The organism is Rahnella perminowiae, from assembly GCF_019049755.1.
Lineage (GTDB): Bacteria > Pseudomonadota > Gammaproteobacteria > Enterobacterales > Enterobacteriaceae > Rahnella > Rahnella perminowiae.
This window is the reverse complement of the sequence record NZ_JAFMOS010000554.1, coordinates 1-18318: the sequence shown is the minus strand read 5'-3', so window position 1 is coordinate 18318 and position 18318 is coordinate 1. Positions and strand designations below refer to the sequence as shown.

The following is an 18318-nucleotide window of genomic DNA, read 5'->3' as shown; positions in this document are numbered from 1 at the left end:
CTCTTCAATAACCGATGAAAGTAAAGTCATCAATCACGGTTACAACCGGGGGGCCGGTAATAAAAAAATTCATATTTGTATTACTAAAACGCTTCCTTCAACGATGTTCAAAAATCTTACCAGTATCAGTAAAACCGGCATGATGTCCGGCGACCAAAGTCTTTCCGACTATCTGTCATTGAAAAAGAGCTTACCGTATTACGACAAGCAACCCTGGAAAGAGCCTCTTATCGAAGGTTTAAATAAACGTGCCAACGCGCTGGGGGGCGAAGAATTGCTCAACAAATTCGAGTCGATGGTCGCTGGCAGAAACCCCTATGATGGCAGTATCGCCTACAAACTTTTGACACCCGATGATGTCCCCGCCCCGGCGCTGAAAAATAGTCTTCTGGCATTTAACCAGGAAGTGTATGCGAGAAAAGCTGACAGGCAGATCAGAGAGATATTAATGAAATACCTCTGACCCTTCACCAACTTAACAGACCGGCCATCAGGTCATGGCCCGGGCCGGTCCGCTTCATTGCCCTCACCTATTTCTGCAGAACTTCCGGGTTAACGCAGAATTGTTTGACGTCGCCTTTCAGCGCCGCAATCAGGTTATCTACGGCACAGGCAGCCATGTCATAACGGGTTTCATGAGTTGCAGATCCGATGTGGGGCAGGGCAACCACGTTCGGCAGGCTCAGAAGCGGTGAGTCTTTTGGCAGCGGTTCCGTTTCAAATACATCCAAACCTGCGCCATAAATGGTTTTGGCTTTCAGCGCATCAATCAGTGCCGGCTCATCAATCACAGGGCCACGGCCAGCGCTAATCAAAATGGCGCTGGATTTCATTTTTGCCAGTTGCTCTTTGCCAATCAGATGGAAAGTCTGCTCCGTCATTGGCAGCAGAACACAAACGAAATCTGACGCTTTCAGCAGTTCATCCAGCTCACATTTACGGGCGCCAAAACGCTCTTCGGCTTCTTTATGTTGACTGCGCGCGTTGTACAGAATGGGCATGTCGAAGCCAAAATGGGCACGTTGTGCCAGCGCCAGGCCGATACGGCCCATGCCGACGATACCCATGGTTTTATGATGCACGTCGGTGCCGAACCAGTCTTCGCCAATGTTTTCATTCCATTCACCGGCCTTTACACGCTCGGCCACATTCACCACACGACGGGCGGTGGCAAGCACCAGCGCCATCACCGTATCGGCTACGGTATCGGTCAGCGCCGTCGGAGTATGCATCATCGGGATCTGGCGACGGGTCAGTTCTTTTACATCGAAATTATCATAACCCACTGAAATTGTTGAGACAGCCCGCAGGCGCGGCGCATGGTCAAACAATTCCTTATCCACTTTCCCGCCAGAACCCAGTAATCCTTCCGCGTTTTGCAGCGCATCAAAAACCTGAGCGCGATTTTTATCCGTGATGCCATCAAATTCAGTGATGGTGAAATGCTCTTCCAGACGCTGATGCAAATCTGCGGGTAATTTTTTATATAGAACAATAGACGGCTTCATGACTTACTCCCTTGGGTTAAGGAAACTTCTTTCGGCTGAATGTTGGCCTGTCGTGGTCTCACCAGCAGGGTCAGGCCTGCGGAAACCAGTAACGACACGGCCATGAAAATGAAGGATGCTGCCGGGCTGCCCGTATTCCCGTTGAGATAACCAACAAACCAGGAACCAAAGAACGAGCCCAGCGCACCGAGACTGTTGATTAATGCCATTGCGCCACCGGAAACATTTTTCGGCAGCATTTCAGGAATGATGGCAAAGAAGGGGCCGTACGGGGCATACATTGCCGCAGCAGCGACCACCAGTAAACTGTACGAAAGCCAGAAATTATTTGTGCCCGCGGCCCATGAACCAAAGAACGCCAGTGCGCCCACCAGCAATAACGGCCAGACAAACAACTTACGGTTTTGCATTTTGTCCGATGCCCAGGACACCAGAATCATCGCGAGCGTGGCGGCCAGATAAGGGGCGGAGGATAACCAGCCCGCTTCGACCATGCCCATTGATTTGCCGTCGCGTAAAATCGACGGCAGCCAGAGCACAAAACCATACACGCCAATGCTCCAGAAGAAATATTGCAGACAAAGCAGCACCACATTGCGCGAGCGGAAGGCTTCGCGGTAACCGCCGACCGCCTGAATATTTTTCTGCTCTTTTTCCAGTTGCGCGGCCAGCGCCTGTTTCTCCCGATCGCTCAGCCAGCTGACTTCTTCGGGTTTATCTTTGACGGTAAACCACCAGATAACCGCCCAGATAATCGCCGGAATACCTTCGAAGATAAACATCTCTCGCCAGCCAAACGATTTGATCAGATAGCCGGAAAGTACTGACATCCACAATACTGTCACCGGATTACCGAGGATCAGAAAAGTGTTGGCACGGGAACGTTCGGATTTTGTGAACCAGTTGCTGATATACACCAACATAGCGGGCATGACGGCGGCTTCAACCACGCCGAGTGCGAAGCGGATCACCGCCAGCATAGGAATGTTGGTCACCACGCCGGTTAAAGAGGCAAATCCCCCCCACAACAATAAACACCAGAAAATCAGTTTTTTAACACTGCGGCGCTCAGCATAAATCGTGCCTGGGATCTGGAAGAAGAAATAACCCAGAAAAAACAGTGCCCCGAGCAGGGACGACATTCCTTTGGTGATGCCCAAATCGTCGTTGATACCGGCCGCCGAAGCAAAACTGAAGTTCGAGCGGTCAACATACGCCAGACTGTAAGTGATGAACACGACAGGCATGATGTACCACCAGCGGCGGGTGGCGATCCTGGACTGATTCATAACGCGTTCTCCTGATAGTGCATCAGCACGTTCCCGTCTCCGCTTACTGACGTAACAGTTCTACGTAATAGCGCGTCACCGCGGTCAGATCATCCCCTTCAAGCGGGAATTCGATACCGCGCGGAACATCCTGAGGCAGAATTTTTAATAAAGGTTCCCAGCTGCCGTCGCTGTCATCGAGTGCAACGGCATGCCATTTCCCGCTACGTTTTTGGGCTGCTTTGACATGCACATAACCCACGTGACGCGCCAGACGTTCAGCAGCAACCGCCGGATCCTGTCCGACCCACAGCCAGTTGGCCATGTCGAACGTCATGCTTAACGGCAGATGCAGCGACTCAGCAGCAAACATAAAGGCGTTAATGCGCGACAGAATGCCACAATCCGGTGACTGGTCATTCTCAACCACCAGTTTCACCGGGCTTGATGCCAGCACGACTTTCAACGGCGTCAGATCCTGGCCCGGCTCAAATTCGCCGAGAGAAAACTTAACTGTGCGTGCATTGAGAATCCGCGCCTCTTCAAAATATTGTGGTGCATCAGGGTTAAGCTTGCCACCTGGTGAAAACAGCGGAAAAGGCACGGAGTACACAGCAAACAATCCATGATTTTGGATTTTTTCTGCCAGCGTTGGCAGCGAATCCAGCTCTCCGGCAGAGAATAATTCGCGGCGAATTTCCACGCCGTCGGCCTTTGCATCAGCAATCACTGAAAGCAGCGCTGTCTGGCCGCCACGGGCTTTTACCACACTGTTGCCGTAGGCGGCGGTGACAATGACGATTTCTCTTTTCATGAATATTTATCCTGTAAAGCACCCGGTAAAACCGGTGCAGACAATCATTTCCGAAACCTCATTTTAGTGGAACAAATGACAGGTCGAGCTGTTGTTAACGTTTTGTTTCGTTTTATACAACCTAATTGGAACCGGTTCCAATCGACAGAACAAAAGCGCAAAAATATGATCCCGCTCACGAAGAACGGACAGGTAGCGGGAGAAGAAAAGGGATCAGCGCGCGGCTGTTGAACCACGCACAACCAGCTCACCGGAAAATTCCAGCTCAGCCACAGGGTCAGAATTGCCCTGAATCCGGGTCACCAGCTGTCTGAGTGCCGCAACACCCATATCATAGGTGGGTTGCCTGAGCGTGGTGATGCCCACGCCCGCCAGATCAGCCCAGACCAGCTCATCGAAACCGGATAAACCGATGTCGGGTCCCCAGCGGATATTCAGCCTCTGCATAGCACGCGCGACCTGTAGCGTCAGTGCACCATTCACGCACATCACGGCTTTGTGTTTATCCGCATGCCTTGCCACAAAATCTTTCAACAGATTATCGAGCCCTTCGGTATTGTTCAGCTCAATTTCGCCCTGTTCAGCAATGTTCTGCGGGTATTGCTGCATACATTTCAGGAAGGCGTGTAAGCGGTCAAAACGGGTATTAATGGTGGCAGGTTCACTGATAAAAAGCAGGGCTTCGAAACCCTGCTTCAGGAGATGACCGGTCATCATCTGTGTGGCTTCAATGTTGTTCAACCCGATGACATCGCAGGCGAAATTCGCGACTTTGCGGTCAATCAGGACCATCGGTAAATTAGCCTGTTGCAGCGTGGAAATTGCCGCCTCGCGCATCCCGACGGCATTCACCACGATACCATCGACACGATAGCTGCTGAGCAATTGCAGGTAATGCTTTTCCTGATCCAGCTCATTATTGGTGTTACACACCAGCAGAGTCAGGCCCTCCTGACGACAGGCGGCTTCGACGCCACGCATCACTTCAACCGAATACGGGTTAGTAATATCTGCAAGGATAAGCCCCACCAGGCGCGTTTGCCCGCTTTTCAGGCTGCGGGCCATCTGGCTGGGCTGATAATCCAGCAGGGAGATTGCCCGTCCGATACGCTCTTTCAGCGCATCAGACAGCAGGTGTTTTTCGCCGTTGAGATAACGCGACACGCTGGTTTTGCCGGTTTTGGCAGCACTGGCGACATCACGTATCGTGGCGCGGACCGTCACGCCCGGTTCCTGTTTTTTACTCACAGCCTTTCTCCCCTCATGCTTATCCCACGGAGACTAGCACAGAGTGCCGAAAGGCTGCACCCGCCAGTCAGCGCAAACTTTCTGCCGTGTGTATTGGCGGCGTGGCTTCTGCCTTTGGCCGGCTGCTCAGGGTAAATGCCGAAATGATCGTGACCCCGAAGGCGATACCGCCGAGGATCAGATAAGTATCGCTGAATCCTATCCGGTCATACAAATTCCCCGCGAAGGCCGAAAGGAAAATCGCCGCCAGCTGTTTGGCAAAGTTAAAGCCGATCAGATAAAGGGTCGCGGAGAACCGGACATCAAAAATCTGTGTGATGTATTTGAATACGCCAACCAGCAGGAATGGCACTTCCAGCGCGTGCAGCATCTTCAGTAAAATCACTTCGATTGCCGTGGTGGCAAACGACGAACCGACAATGCGGATAGACATAATCGTACCCGCCAGCAGTAAGGTGTTTTTTGCGCCGATACGGTTAATGATCCACGGTGAACAGAACATAATCAGTGCGTTACACAGCTCGCCTGCCGTGGTGACATAGCCGAACATTTCGGTGCCCTGCTGCGGGGAAGCGAAGAAGGTTTTGAAGAAGGTGGCGAATTGTTGATCGAATACGTCATAGACACAGGCCACGCCAACCACATATAAAATCAGCATCCACAGCTTGCGTTCTTTCAGCAATAAAGCTGCCGTTTTCAGCGAGAATTGCGACTGATTGGCGCCAAGTTTATTCAAAACCAGCGCGTTTTTGTTTTCCTGCGGACGGGCAATCAACAGCAGAATCATCAGGATCACCGCTGCGCCGGAACCCATCCAGAACACAATATCCGGGTTGATGTTAAACAGCACGCCTGCCGTTGAAGCACAAATCCCCCAGCCGAAACAGCCGAACATCCGCGCCTTGCCGTATTCAAACGAACTGTTGCGGCTGACCCTTTCGATATAGGCCTCGGTTGCACCTGATCCGCCCGCAAACACGAAACCGATATAGGCGCCGCCGAGTATCGCGCCGAGCACGATATTCAGTTTTAACAAGGGCGCGAAAACGTAAATAAAGAACGGCGCGAACAGAAACAGCAGTACGGCGATGATCCACAGAAGGTGTTTCTTCAGGCCGAGCTTGTCAGAAATGATGCCGAAAACCGGCTGAAACAGAATGGCAAACAAAGACATGCTGGAAAACACAATGCCGGTTTCCGTTTTACTCAGGCCGATAATGTCAGAAAGCCAGATGGGTAAAAACGGATAACAGGTCGCCATGATGAAAAAATAGAGGAAGAAATAGCTGCCAAATATCCAGAAATTAGTATTGTTTTTATAGAAGCAACGATCGGAGGTTTGTGTAGGGGTCATAGTGATTTCCTTGCCGAAACCATGAAAACCGGCACTGTCGTACCGGCGTATTTTTGTTGTTATCGGACTTCTTCGAAGCCCAGAAGCAGGGCACTTTCAGGATCCAGCACCGGCAGCGTCAGCCCGGCATTTGCCAGCCATTCGCCGCTCAATACCGGAGATTCATGCAGCCATGCCGGTTGCGCACGCATGGTGTGACCGCTGCCGCCGCCTGCCAGCAATGGCGGTTCGTCCAGCACCGTCACGCGATAACGTGCGGCGGGTTTCAGCCCCGGCACGCGCAAGGCACCAGGCAATGACCAGGTGGGCATCGCCAGCTGGCTGATCAGGAATACGGCGTGATCGGCGTTTTGACTGACCACTCCGTTAATCAGCACCGTCTTGTCATGGGTATCCACCCGATACACGTTTCCGCTGTGCAATAACGGCCGAAGCTGCTGATGAAGCCGGGTGTATTTCGCGAAACCTGCGCGTTCGGCCTCACCTTCTTTCACCGGATCCAGCTCAATACCCATGTGTCCGAACAGCGCCGTCAGTCCGCGAAATTCAATGCTGTGCTGGCGCGAGGTGGCGTGGCACAGTTTGTTGCCGATATGTGCTCCCATGACTTCCGGTGGGAAAAAATAGCTCATACCGCGCTGGATTTTCTGCCGTTCCAGCGCGTCATTATTGTCGGAAGTCCAGAAACGGTGGCTGCGTTTAAGCACTTCATAATCAATGCGGCCACCGCCGGATGCGCAGGATTCAAACTCAATGTGCGGGAAGCGTTCGCCCAGTACATCCAGCAGATGGTAAAATTGCTGCGTCTGTGTTGTCAGCGCCGCGCGGCCTTCATGCCCCGGCTGCACAATTTCGCGGTTCATGTCCCATTTCACATAATCCACATCGTGCTCACCGAGCAGCCAGCTCATGCGTTCCAACAGATAGTCAAAGACCTGCCGGTTGTTCAGATCAAGCACATACTGATGTCGTCCGCTGGGTTGCTGATAGCCGGGTAATGCCAGTAGCCAGTCAGGATGCGCACGGTATAAATCGGAATCCGGGTTAATCATTTCCGGCTCGACCCAGATACCAAATTCCATGCCGAGTTTTTTGACATGGTCGATCACCGGTTTCAGGCCGTGCGGGTACTTTTTCTCGTCGAGATACCAGTCACCCAGGGCCGCACGGTCATGGTCACGTCCCCGGAACCAGCCGTCGTCGATAATGAAGCGTTCAACGCCTAATGCCGCTGATTCGGTGGCCATCTGCATGATGTAGTCAGGATCATGTTTAAAATAAATCCCTTCCCAGGTATTAAGGTGTACAGGCCGCGGTTTTTGATCCGGGAAGCGCAGAATCTGTTCGCGCACAAAGCGGTGGAATTGCTGGCTCATGCCATTCAGGCCAGTCCTGGAAAAGCCGGCATACAGCCACGGGGTTTCCAGCGTTTCGCCTTGTTCCAGTTTTTGCTCACCCGGAAAATACAGTGCTTCGGCTTGCACCAGACGGCGACCGTCGACTTTAATGTCAGCGCGCAGCCTGTGGTTGCCACTCCAGCCCAGATGCATTCCCCAGACCTCACCCTGTTCTTCGCTGAAACCCGGATGACCGATCATCATTGCCGGGAAATATTCGGAGGAGGTTTTCCCCCGGCGGTTTTCCTGAATGATGCCGCCGTGATCGAGCAGGGTACGGTGTGGCTGAAATTCCCTGATCCAGCGGCCATGAAAAGCCATCACTTCGGCGGCACGTTCCGGCAGCGGCAGCGTGACGGCCAGTCGCGTCACCTGATAGGCGCCGGGTTTAAGATTGGTCAGGGCATTGCGCGTCTGCAAAATGCCGCTGTCATCCAGACGCAATTCGCTGCGAAATTGCAGGCCGGCGATGGGATCTTCAGTGAGGAGAATCAGCTGATTGCCGTCGTGCTCCACCTGCGTGGTATTAAACACCGGTGACCAGTCCAGCCCGTCGCGATGGCCTTCCATGCCCGGCGCACCAAAGGAACCACGTCCGGTATCTGCGCTGACATTCACCGGCGCTTCCACATCAATCCGGCCATTGGGCACCGCGCGGCTCAGGGAAATGATGTCATCGGCTGAAAACTGGCTGAGGCGGTTACCCCAGTAAAGGATTTCGGCGAACGGGGTGCAGCGGACGATCAGGCTGGTGTGCGCGGCGGTTAAATGGACGAACTGGTTTTCCATAGTTTCACGACTCCGTCAGAAAAATTGTGTCTGCAAAAAAGCGGGTTAGTCGGATTACTATGGATCCGAAACGTTTCGGATGGGAAATGTGTAGCGTCAGATTTGTGATATAGGGTGGAAAAATAATCGAAAGGGGAAGTATCAGCGTGGTGGATGTGCGGTAACGCCCGCCTGTAATTCCGGCTGCCACAGAACCTGTAAATCCTTCAGCGGTTCATTGCGGATAAGCGACATTGTCATATTAGCGATTTGCAGCCCCACCGCTTCGCGGGTGCCCTGACGGACGGCGGTCACTGCCACATCCGGCACGCTGTCGTACGGCAATCCGTCAAAGATAATCAGCGACACACCGCCGCTGAGCAATAAACCGGCTTCATGCAACGCCAGTGCTGCGCCTTCACCGTGCATATTGCAGTCGCAGACAATTGCCGTAGGCGGCACCGGTAATGCCAGCATTGCCTGCGTGGCCTGATAACCGGCCCGACGGCTTGGATTGATTTTATGCATATAGCCGGTGTTCACCGGCAGCGCGTTTATCCGCAACCCGTCAAGATATCCCTGATAGCGCTGGCCGATAAAAGATTGCTGATTATTTTCGCCGAGAAACGCGATGCGCCGATGGCCGAGCGCGGCGAGGTGATCCACCGCCATCTGCATACCGGCGCGGTTATCGAAATCGAACCAGGCATAATCCTGTGTCAGACACCCGCTGCGGCCGAGGGCCAGAAACGGGAAATTACGTTGCTGCAAATCCAGCAGCCGGGGATCGTTGTCAAGTGTATGCGCCACCAGCATCGCATCGACGCGTTTGCTTTCAATCAGACGCTGCCACGAAAACGTGCCCAGTTCGTCCGGCACCAGTAACAGATCGATTTCATGTTTGGCCAGCTCACGCGTGATACAACCGACCATTTCGATAAACGCAGAATTACTTAAAGGATGGGAACTGAAGGGGAAAATGAGGCCAACGGCGTCGATCTTACCCATTTTTAAGCGGCGGGCGAGGGTATTTGGACGATATCCGCGCGCATTTGCCGCCGCCTGAACCCGGGCTTTGGTCTCTGCTGAAACGTCGTCGTAACCGTTCAGCGCACGGCTGACTGTGGTTACGGAAATACCGAGATCTTTCGCGATTGCTTTCAGAGACATACTGACACCCGTAACGCAGTTTGGAAGGCACGTTGCGGGAGAATATCATAAGCCAAACAAAACGGGGCCATTTGGCCCCGTGATGACTGAGAGTCTGCAAACTTTATTGCAACGGGCTCAGCGTGATTTCTACACGACGGTTTTGCGCTTTGCCAGCTTCGGTACTGTTGCTGGCGATCGGATTATCCGGGCCTGCGCCGGTGGTGTGTACGCGGCTGCCTTCAACGCCCTGGGTGATCAGTGCGCTGCCCACGCCGTCAGCACGTTGCTGCGACAGTTTCATGTTGAGTGCGCGGGTACCGGTGCTGTCGGTGTAACCGATCACGTTAACCGCGGTTTTCGGATACTCTTTCAATACCATCGCCACGCCGGTCAGCGTATTTGCGCCTGCCGGTTTCAGCGTACTGCTGTTGGTGTCGAAGGTGACATTATTCGGCATATTCAGCACGATATTGTCGCCCTGACGCGTCACGCTGACGCCAGTGCCTTTCATTTTATCTCGCAGTTTAGCTTCCTGCACATCCATGTAATAACCTGCACCGCCACCCAGTGCGGCACCCGCTGCGGCACCGATCAGGGCGCCTTTGCCGCGATCATGTTTAGAGGAAGACAGCATCCCGACACCGGCGCCAAGCGCGGCACCAAGACCTGCGCCAATGCCGGATTTCCCTGCTTCTGATTCGCCGGTGTAAGGGTTAGTGGTACAGGCTGACAGGCCCAGGGTGACGCAAAGTACGCCCGCAACCACAAGTAATCTTTTGCTCATCTTATTTCCTTCAGGATGTTTATTATTTAGAACTTTACCGCTGCATTATGACTACCTGCTTTCCAACAAGTTGCACAAAAAAAGGTGTCAAAACATAAACAAATGCAACGGGAGGACATCAGTCCTGCGGCGTTCCGGCGCTCTTTATGCGCAATTTTGGCAGGTTAAGCAGTAGGAGAATTCCGGATATCCGTTTTTGTATTTTTTCGTATTTTAGGAACTTATTCTGAAAGGGGACAATACCAGCGCAGAATATACGTTGGCAGATCAGTCCCGGGATGGCGGGTGTTGGCAGTTATCTCAAAATTTTCCTTACGGTAGAACGAGACGGCGCGATGATTCTGCTGGTAAACCTCCAGTAACAGCACCGGATATGCCTCTTTTGCCGCCGCCATCAGACGCCGGGCGGTGCCATCTCCGTAGTGTGAGGCTTCGACAAACAGTGCGCCGATAAACTGCTGATTCAGCACACTGATGAAGCCGCAAACCTGATCATTTTCGTCGCAATCAACCCAGGTTCTGGCTTTGGGCAGAAAATCTTCCCTGACCATTTGCAGGCTTTCAATCCAGTAGGACTCGGCGATAAATGCGTGGGAAAGCAATGAACTGCGCAGCCAGAGCATCAGAATGGCTTCGGTATCGGCGGGCCGCGCAGCGCGGATCATGACGGCTGATTCGCAGGGTGGCAGAAGCAATAGGACTGATGATCGTTCACCAGCCCTGCCGCCTGCATAAAGGCATAACAAATTGTCGGGCCGGTAAACTTAAAGCCTTTCTTTTTCAGTGCCCTGGACATGGCGTCTGACACGGCGGTGGTGGCCGGAATACCTTCCGGGCCCAGCGGATTATTGATGACCGGTTGGCCGCCAACAAAATTCCAGATGAATTCAGAGAAGTCTTCACCATTGGCCTGCATCGCCAGATACGCCTGTGCGTTGACGATAATGGCTTTGATTTTGCCGCGATGGCGGATGATGCCGGCGTCGAGCACCAACTGCTCGACGTCATCATCGGTCATTTTTGCAATGCGTACCGGGTCAAAGTGATGGAAATTCTGGCGATAGTTGTCGCGCTTTCTCAGCACGGTGATCCACGACAGCCCGGCCTGCTGACCTTCCAGACACAACATTTCAAACAATTCACGGCCGTCTTTCACCGGCACGCCCCATTCTTTGTCGTGATACTCGAGGTAAATCGGTTCTTTCGAAACCCAGCTGCATCGGGTGGTTGCCATTCTGTCGTCCTTATAAGGGGCCTAAATGTGTGGCGTCAGTGTGTGGCTTCTCGGATAACTCTGCAACGTCGCAATTTCTAAACTCCCGCCTTGACGCTGGTCGGATCTGAACAATATTTAAAGCCAATCATTACGCAATCCTTACGTTTAATCCTTGCGTTGAACGCCATTATTTTAGGGAAATTACCGTTATGGCAGACAGAAATACATCCATTTTACGACTCTCCCGGGGGGCACTCGCGGTAGCGCTGTGTCTCGGCTTACAGATGCCCGCGCAGGCGTTTGATCAGCTTTATGTTTTTGGTGACAGCCTGAGCGACACGGGTAACATCGGCCGCTGGACCTTCGACAGCAGTTCCCATCAGCTCTATGACGAGATCCTGGCGAACAATATCGGCACCACGTTAACCCCGTCTTCAAAAGGGGGTCTGAACTATGCCGAAGGCGGTGGCGTGGCGGTGCCGGGGCTGGATTCCGATTACACCACCCAGGATCAGGTGAAAAGCTATCTGGCTTCGACCGGCGGTAAAGCCGATCCTAACGGCCTGTATCTTCACTGGATTGGCGGCAATGATCTGGCGGCGGCAGCGCTCAGCCTGAACCCGGTCACCGCGGCAGAGATTGCGACGAACAGCGCGACGCAGGCTGCCTCACAGGTGAATGATTTACTCAAAGCCGGTGCCGGCACAGTGGTGGTACCGACGGTGCCAAACATTGGCCTGACACCTGTGCTGATGGAAGGTATTGTTCAGGTCGGACTGCTGCCGGTGCAGCAACAGGCGCTGGAAGCCGCATACCATTATCTGAATGCGCAAAACACGCCAAACGCCGACGCCCGCACCGGGGCTATTCATAATGCGCTGGCGGCCGCTGCGGCAGAAGGTTCGAATATTCCGCTGGTGCAGGACATTCTCGCCAAAGGACTGGCAGCGGCTTACGACGCGCTGAAAGACGTGGCGGGCGGGCTGACCGATACCTATAACACCACCGAAGATATCGCACTGGCCAGAACCGGCGGCAACATTGTGCGTGTGGATATCAACGGACTGTTCAACGAAGTGGTGGCTGATCCGGCGTTGTACGGTTTCGCCAATACCGCCGGAACGGCCTGCCCGGTCGGCACATCAGCCTCGGAATGCACCTCGAATTTGCCGGGTTTCGACAGCAGCAAAGCCTTCCTGTTTTCTGACCATTTCCACCCGACCCCACAGGCTCACGCGCTGATGGCTCAGTATATGCAGTCGGTTATCGATGGTCCGCTCGAAGCCTCCGCACTGAGTCAGGGATCGCTGTCGCTGGCACGAAATACTCAGGGATTGCTCGACAGCCGTTATCAGCAACTGCGCACCCAGGATAACGACGCCGGGACATTCGGCATGTTCGGCGGTTATGCCGGACAAAGTGCGGACAGTAAATTCAGCCCGTCGATGGGGTTGGGTGATGGCGATCTGACGTCTCACTCGCTGAATATCGGCATGGATTATCAGATGACCGATCGCTGGATGATGGGGCTGATGATTTCCGGTTCCGATGATAAGGATGATCCGACCGATCATTACAGCTACCGCACGCGCGGCTGGATGGCGACCGCATTCACCGGTATCAAAATCGCCGAAAATGGCTGGATCAACGGGGACGTGCATTACGGCTCGCTTAATTATGACGACATCAAACGCCGCATTACACTCGGGCCCGCCACCCGTACCGAGCGTGGCGAAACGGATGGCAAACAGATCGGCGGGCGCGTTACGGCGGGCTGGGATTTCCCGGTTTTGCCGGTGCTGAAAACCGGGCCGGTGGCGCAATATAGCTGGGATTACAGCAGCGTCGACGGCTACAGCGAGAAGGGTAACAACAGCACATCAATGCGTTTTGGTGATCAGACTTCCCATTCACAAGTCGGTGCGCTCGGCTGGCGTGTCAATGCCGAACTCGGCATCGTCAATCCGTATGCGCAGGTCACGTATGACCGCCAGTTTGGGGATAAAACTTACACCACCACCGGCGCGATTAAATCCACCCGCACCCGGTTCAGCCGTACCACCGGCGAGCAGGACGACGACTGGGTGGATATGACGGCAGGCTTAAACGTGCAAATCACCCACAGCATTTCAGCCTTTGCCGCTATTTCACAAACTACCGGACTGGATTCCGGCGAACAAACCTCCTACAACGCCGGGCTGAGCGCACGGTTTTAAAACATATCTTTAAGAGTGCTTTAAAAGGTGTCTTTAAAAGCTATACTGATGGCATAACATGAAAGGAGAAAAACGATGCCATTTGAAATACTCACTTCCTCAGCTGCAAGTATCACTGAGCTAAAACGTGACCCGATGGGAACGTTTAGCGCAGGTGAGGGCGAAGCGGTGGCCATCCTTAACCGTAACGAGCCCGCTTTTTATTGTGTTCCACCCGATGTTTACGCCTATTTTCTGAGTCTTGCAGAAGACGTCGAATTGAACCGCATAATGGATGCGCGGCAGGGTGAAGAAAGGATAGGGCTGACACTGGATGACCTATAAACTCAACTTTTTCAAATCAGCTTTAAAAGAATGGAAAGCACTTGCCCCAACGATCAAGGAACAATTTAAAAAGAAACTGGCTGAGCGGCTGGAGAATCCCCACGTGGCTTCAGCCCGCTTATGCGGCCCTAAAAACAACCGCTATAAAATCAAATTAAAGAGTCTTGGTTACCGGCTGGTTTATCAGGTAGAGGAGCAGGAAATCGTGGTGACCGTTGTCGCCGTGGGTAAACGCGAAGGCAACGAAGCGTACAAACTGGCTGAGAAGCGGTAAATACTTGCGTCTCCAAAGCCAATCCGGCAGAACGGATGTGTCATTCTGGCTGATTATCTTCCGTTCAGCGGGTATACTGTCGCACTCTCTAATACACGTCATATTTCAAGTTGCAGATGCGTTGACTGCGCTCGCTCACCCCGGTCACTTAGTTATCTAAGCTCCCGGGGATTCACGAGCTTGTCGCCTTCCTGCAACTCGAAGTATTTTGTGTATACACCCACTTTCTCGCGTGCGAAACCAACATGCAAAAGTTTGATACCAAGACATTTCAGGGCCTGATCCTGACACTGCAGGATTATTGGGCGCAGCAGGGCTGCACCATTGTTCAACCACTGGATATGGAAGTCGGCGCGGGCACCTCGCACCCGATGACCAGCCTGCGCGCACTCGGCCCTGAGCCTTTTGCGGCAGCCTATGTTCAGCCATCACGCCGTCCGACTGACGGTCGCTACGGCGAAAACCCGAACCGCCTGCAGCACTATTATCAGTTCCAGGTGATGATCAAACCTTCACCGGAAAACATTCAGGAGCTGTACCTCGGCTCGCTGAAAGAGCTGGGCCTCGACCCGCTGATCCACGATATTCGCTTTGTTGAAGACAACTGGGAAAACCCGACGCTCGGCGCCTGGGGCCTCGGCTGGGAAGTGTGGCTGAACGGCATGGAAGTGACACAGTTCACTTACTTCCAGCAGGTCGGTGGCCTGGAATGTAAACCGGTGACCGGTGAAATCACTTACGGTCTGGAACGTCTGGCGATGTATATCCAGGGCGTGGACAGCGTTTACGATCTGGTGTGGAGCAACGGTCCGCTGGGCAAAACGACGTACGGTGACGTGTTCCATCAGAATGAAGTAGAACAATCTACTTACAACTTCGAATACGCCGATGTTGATTTCCTCTTCACCTGTTTTGAACAGCACGAGAAAGAAGCGCAAACCCTGCTGGCTCTCGAAAAGCCACTGGCGCTGCCTGCTTACGAGCGCATCCTGAAAGCGGCACATTGCTTCAACCTGCTTGACGCCCGTAAAGCGATTTCTGTGACTGAACGTCAGCGCTACATTCTGCGCATCCGTACCCTGACTAAAGCGGTAGCTGAGGCGTATTACGCTTCCCGCGAAGTGCTGGGCTTCCCGATGTGCAAAAAGAACGAGAAGTGAGATAAGTCCATGACTGAAAAAACATTTCTGGTGGAAATCGGCACGGAAGAACTGCCACCGAAGGCTCTGCGCAGCCTTGCTGAATCATTTGCGGCCAACCTGACTGCGGAGCTGGATGCGGCGAATCTGCCACACGGCGATGTAAAATGGTTTGCAGCACCGCGCCGTCTGGCGCTGAAAGTCTCCGGACTGCACGAATCACAGGCTGACCGCGAAGTTGAAAAACGCGGTCCGGCTGTGGCGCAGGCGTTTGATGCTGAAGGCAAACCGGGCAAAGCCGCTGAAGGCTGGGCTCGCGGTTGCGGTATCACGGTGGATCAGGCCGATCGTCTGGTCACTGACAAAGGTGAATGGCTGGTTTACCGTGCGCACGTCAAAGGCGAAAGCGCACAACAGCTGCTGCCTGCGATGATTGCAACTTCATTGTCCAAATTGCCGATCCCTAAACTGATGCGCTGGGGCGATTCCGACGTGCAGTTCGTGCGTCCGGTGCATACCGTCACCCTATTGTTAGGCGATGAACTGATTCCGGCGAAAATCCTCGGTATTGATTCCGCCCGCACTATTCGCAGTCACCGCTTCATGGGTGAGCCGGAGTTCACGATTGATAATGCCGATCAGTATCCGCAAATTCTGCTGGAACGCGGCAAAGTCATTGCTGATTACGAAGAGCGTAAAGCACTGATCAAACGTGATGCTGAAAAAGCAGCGAAAGAGATTGGCGGTATCGCTGATCTGAGCGAAAGCCTGCTGGAAGAAGTCGCATCTCTGGTGGAATGGCCGGTGGTACTGACGGCTAAATTCGAAGAGAAATTCCTGGCGGTGCCGGCAGAAGCGCTGGTTTACACCATGAAAGGTGACCAGAAGTATTTCCCGGTGTATGACGCCGCAGGTAAACTTCTGCCGAACTTCATCTTCGTGGCTAACATCGAATCGAAAGATCCGCAGCAAATCATCTCCGGTAACGAGAAGGTGGTGCGCCCGCGCCTGGCTGATGCCGAGTTTTTCTTCAATACTGACCGTAAAAAACGTCTCGAAGACAACCTGCCGCGTCTGGAAACCGTACTGTTCCAGAAACAGCTGGGGACGCTGCGCGACAAAACCGACCGTATTCAGGCGCTGTCTGGCTGGATCGCTGAGAAAATCGGTGCCAACGTTGAGAACGCAAAACGCGCCGGTCTGCTGTCAAAATGCGACCTGATGACCAACATGGTCTTCGAGTTCACCGACACGCAGGGCGTGATGGGCATGCACTATGCACGTCACGACGGCGAGCAGGAAGAAGTCGCCGTTGCGCTGAACGAACAGTATCAGCCACGCTTTGCGGGCGACGAATTACCGGCTTCGCAGGTGGCATGCGCGCTGGCTATCGCTGACAAGATGGACACTCTGGCCGGTATCTTTGGTATCGGTCAACATCCGAAAGGCGACAAAGACCCGTTCGCGCTGCGTCGTGCCGCGCTGGGCGTTCTGCGTATTCTTGTTGAAAAAAACCTGTCGCTCGATCTGCAAACCCTGACTGAAGAAGCGGTGCGTCTGTATGGCGACAAGCTGACCAACACCAGGGTTGTTGATGATGTGGTTGATTTTATGCTCGGGCGTTTCCGTGCGTGGTATCAGGAAGAAGGTCATGCGGTCGATACTATTCAGGCTGTGCTGGCACGCCGTCCGACCAAACCGGCTGATTTCGATGCCCGTGTGAAAGCGGTGAGTTACTTCCGTACGCTGGACGAAGCGGCAACGCTGGCTGCGGCCAACAAGCGTGTCTCCAACATTCTGGCCAAATCCACGGATGTCCTGTTCGATCACGTCCACGCATCGGTGCTGAAAGAACCTGCTGAGCTGAAACTGGCAACGCATCTGGTGGTGTTGCGCGACAAACTGGAACCGCTGTTTGCGGCTGGTCAGTACAAAGAAGCGCTGGTGGAGCTGGCTGCATTGCGTGAAACCGTCGATACGTTCTTTGACACCGTCATGGTGATGGACGAGAACGAAGCGGTGCGTATCAACCGTCTGACACTGCTGTCCAAACTGCGTGAGCTGTTCCTGCAGGTCGCGGATATTTCGCTGCTTCAGTAAGGGTAGTTCGGTAATGAAAAAGCCAGTTCAAAATCGTATTTGAACTGGCTTTTTGTTTTCTGATCTTAATAAGGCATTTCTTTATTATTGTTGCCTACGGTGACTTCTTGGAGGCTGATGTGATACATGCCGGAGCTGTCTTCGCTGACTTCCTTAACGCTAAATTTTGCCAGACGGGTAAAAACGAATTCATTTTCTGAAGGATCTGCATACTCCCCGCTCATCCTCACGCAGGAGAACCCGGATATTTTGAAGAGTACCTTAACACCACCTCTGGCGAATTTTTCAGCAACGGATCGGGTGCCGGAAGTGGAGAAAAATGACGTCGGGCTTACGGTGGTGCCATTGTCCATATAACTTTGAAACTGGCTAATTGCCAATTTGGAATTCAGATCCTGTCCACGATAATAAGTCCCCTTAACTCCTTTAGGTTGATACATAAATTTTTCCATCTTACACAGTGTGGCGTAAGACATTTTTTTGCAATAGAACTTAATTTTGTCTCTTTCTTCTTTCAGGCTTCGGTGTTCAATATCGTGATTGAATTTACGCATGCCTTCGATCACATCATTTGCACTGAGGTGGGGATCTCTTTTTGCGCGAAGGGCTTTGTTAATCTCGCTGGATCCTCTGTTACTTGAATAAATACAGGAAAGAGTTTTATATCCAAGGAACAGTTCTTTCATTTTTAAATAGGCAGGGTTATCGGAAATAGATCTGGCTACTGATGATAAACTCATTAATGCAAGTGTATAT

16 protein-coding genes and 1 pseudogene are annotated in these 18318 nt (G+C 53.0%); 6 read left to right on the top strand and 11 right to left on the bottom strand.

What is annotated here, in order from left to right; translation table 11 throughout:
- Positions 1 to 463 (top strand): annotated as a pseudogene (locus J1785_RS14040) (hypothetical protein); the annotation flags it as partial.
- A 67-nt stretch (positions 464 to 530) separates the two neighbouring features.
- On the opposite strand, the gene ghrB reads toward J1785_RS14040, so the two are convergent.
- The 10 genes from ghrB to J1785_RS13990 form a co-directional block, all read right to left on the bottom strand.
- Positions 531 to 1508 carry a glyoxylate/hydroxypyruvate reductase GhrB gene (gene ghrB / locus J1785_RS14035; RefSeq protein WP_217158911.1) on the bottom strand — a complete coding sequence of 326 codons (978 nt, stop codon included), beginning with the start codon at positions 1506 to 1508 and terminating at the stop codon, positions 531 to 533.
- The gene (locus J1785_RS14030; RefSeq protein ID WP_129954068.1) at positions 1505 to 2797 is read right to left on the bottom strand and encodes an MFS transporter; all 1293 of its coding nucleotides are present in this window, start codon (positions 2795 to 2797) and stop codon (positions 1505 to 1507) included. The genes ghrB and J1785_RS14030 overlap by 4 nt, the downstream gene beginning before the upstream one ends.
- Before the next feature lie 43 nt (positions 2798 to 2840).
- Positions 2841 to 3590 (bottom strand): sugar phosphate isomerase/epimerase family protein, encoded by a 750-nt coding sequence (locus J1785_RS14025; protein ID WP_129954066.1) that lies wholly within the window; start codon positions 3588 to 3590, stop codon positions 2841 to 2843.
- A 213-nt stretch (positions 3591 to 3803) separates the two neighbouring features.
- On the bottom strand, positions 3804 to 4838 hold the full coding sequence (locus J1785_RS14020) for a LacI family DNA-binding transcriptional regulator (protein ID WP_217138539.1): 1035 nt from the start codon (positions 4836 to 4838) through the stop codon (positions 3804 to 3806).
- A 67-nt stretch (positions 4839 to 4905) separates the two neighbouring features.
- The gene (locus tag J1785_RS14015) at positions 4906 to 6192 is read right to left on the bottom strand and encodes an MFS transporter (RefSeq protein WP_129954062.1); all 1287 of its coding nucleotides are present in this window, start codon (positions 6190 to 6192) and stop codon (positions 4906 to 4908) included.
- A gap of 59 nt (positions 6193 to 6251) precedes the next feature.
- The gene (locus tag J1785_RS14010; protein WP_217219592.1) at positions 6252 to 8378 is read right to left on the bottom strand and encodes an alpha-galactosidase; all 2127 of its coding nucleotides are present in this window, start codon (positions 8376 to 8378) and stop codon (positions 6252 to 6254) included.
- Positions 8379 to 8519: 141 nt separating this feature from the next.
- Positions 8520 to 9527: a LacI family DNA-binding transcriptional regulator gene (locus tag J1785_RS14005; RefSeq protein WP_129954058.1), complete on the bottom strand. Its 1008-nt coding sequence runs from the start codon at positions 9525 to 9527 to the stop codon at positions 8520 to 8522.
- Positions 9528 to 9630: 103 nt separating this feature from the next.
- The gene (locus J1785_RS14000) at positions 9631 to 10293 is read right to left on the bottom strand and encodes an OmpA family lipoprotein (protein WP_129991541.1); all 663 of its coding nucleotides are present in this window, start codon (positions 10291 to 10293) and stop codon (positions 9631 to 9633) included.
- Between the two features lie 221 nt (positions 10294 to 10514).
- Positions 10515 to 10958 (bottom strand): N-acetyltransferase, encoded by a 444-nt coding sequence (locus J1785_RS13995; protein ID WP_129954054.1) that lies wholly within the window; start codon positions 10956 to 10958, stop codon positions 10515 to 10517.
- Positions 10955 to 11527, bottom strand: coding sequence for a DNA-3-methyladenine glycosylase I (locus J1785_RS13990; protein WP_129954052.1), 573 nt, complete (start codon positions 11525 to 11527; stop codon positions 10955 to 10957). Before J1785_RS13990 ends, J1785_RS13995 begins: the two co-directional genes overlap by 4 nt.
- 191 nt (positions 11528 to 11718) lie before the next feature.
- On the opposite strand from J1785_RS13990, the gene J1785_RS13985 reads away from it, so the two are divergent.
- From J1785_RS13985 to glyS, 5 genes are all read left to right on the top strand, one after another.
- Positions 11719 to 13725 carry an autotransporter outer membrane beta-barrel domain-containing protein gene (locus tag J1785_RS13985; RefSeq protein ID WP_217219590.1) on the top strand — a complete coding sequence of 669 codons (2007 nt, stop codon included), beginning with the start codon at positions 11719 to 11721 and terminating at the stop codon, positions 13723 to 13725.
- Positions 13726 to 13800: 75 nt separating this feature from the next.
- Positions 13801 to 14049: a type II toxin-antitoxin system Phd/YefM family antitoxin gene (locus J1785_RS13980; protein WP_129991539.1), complete on the top strand. Its 249-nt coding sequence runs from the start codon at positions 13801 to 13803 to the stop codon at positions 14047 to 14049.
- Positions 14039 to 14323, top strand: a complete 285-nt coding sequence (locus J1785_RS13975) for a type II toxin-antitoxin system RelE family toxin (protein WP_129954049.1) — start codon at positions 14039 to 14041, stop codon at positions 14321 to 14323. Before J1785_RS13980 ends, J1785_RS13975 begins: the two co-directional genes overlap by 11 nt.
- Positions 14324 to 14568: 245 nt before the next feature.
- Positions 14569 to 15483, top strand: coding sequence for a glycine--tRNA ligase subunit alpha (gene glyQ, locus J1785_RS13970; RefSeq protein ID WP_014333298.1), 915 nt, complete (start codon positions 14569 to 14571; stop codon positions 15481 to 15483).
- A gap of 9 nt (positions 15484 to 15492) precedes the next feature.
- Positions 15493 to 17562 (top strand): glycine--tRNA ligase subunit beta, encoded by a 2070-nt coding sequence (gene glyS, locus J1785_RS13965; protein WP_217219588.1) that lies wholly within the window; start codon positions 15493 to 15495, stop codon positions 17560 to 17562.
- Positions 17563 to 17627: 65 nt separating this feature from the next.
- On the opposite strand, the gene J1785_RS13960 is transcribed toward glyS, so the two are convergent.
- On the bottom strand, positions 17628 to 18318 hold a 691-nt coding region (locus J1785_RS13960), incomplete at its 5' end, for a hypothetical protein (RefSeq protein ID WP_217219587.1).

Coding starts and splice junctions, on each gene's coding strand:
- ghrB (WP_217158911.1), bottom strand. CDS start 1,508: ATGAAGCCGTCTATTGTTCTATATAAAAAATTACCCGCAGATTTGCAT.
- J1785_RS14030 (WP_129954068.1), bottom strand. CDS start 2,797: ATGAATCAGTCCAGGATCGCCACCCGCCGCTGGTGGTACATCATGCCT.
- J1785_RS14025 (WP_129954066.1), bottom strand. CDS start 3,590: ATGAAAAGAGAAATCGTCATTGTCACCGCCGCCTACGGCAACAGTGTG.
- J1785_RS14015 (WP_129954062.1), bottom strand. CDS start 6,192: ATGACCCCTACACAAACCTCCGATCGTTGCTTCTATAAAAACAATACT.
- J1785_RS14010 (WP_217219592.1), bottom strand. CDS start 8,378: ATGGAAAACCAGTTCGTCCATTTAACCGCCGCGCACACCAGCCTGATC.
- J1785_RS14005 (WP_129954058.1), bottom strand. CDS start 9,527: ATGTCTCTGAAAGCAATCGCGAAAGATCTCGGTATTTCCGTAACCACA.
- J1785_RS14000 (WP_129991541.1), bottom strand. CDS start 10,293: ATGAGCAAAAGATTACTTGTGGTTGCGGGCGTACTTTGCGTCACCCTG.
- J1785_RS13995 (WP_129954054.1), bottom strand. CDS start 10,958: ATGATCCGCGCTGCGCGGCCCGCCGATACCGAAGCCATTCTGATGCTC.
- J1785_RS13990 (WP_129954052.1), bottom strand. CDS start 11,527: ATGGCAACCACCCGATGCAGCTGGGTTTCGAAAGAACCGATTTACCTC.
- J1785_RS13985 (WP_217219590.1), top strand. CDS start 11,719: ATGGCAGACAGAAATACATCCATTTTACGACTCTCCCGGGGGGCACTC.
- J1785_RS13980 (WP_129991539.1), top strand. CDS start 13,801: ATGCCATTTGAAATACTCACTTCCTCAGCTGCAAGTATCACTGAGCTA.
- J1785_RS13975 (WP_129954049.1), top strand. CDS start 14,039: ATGACCTATAAACTCAACTTTTTCAAATCAGCTTTAAAAGAATGGAAA.
- glyQ (WP_014333298.1), top strand. CDS start 14,569: ATGCAAAAGTTTGATACCAAGACATTTCAGGGCCTGATCCTGACACTG.
- glyS (WP_217219588.1), top strand. CDS start 15,493: ATGACTGAAAAAACATTTCTGGTGGAAATCGGCACGGAAGAACTGCCA.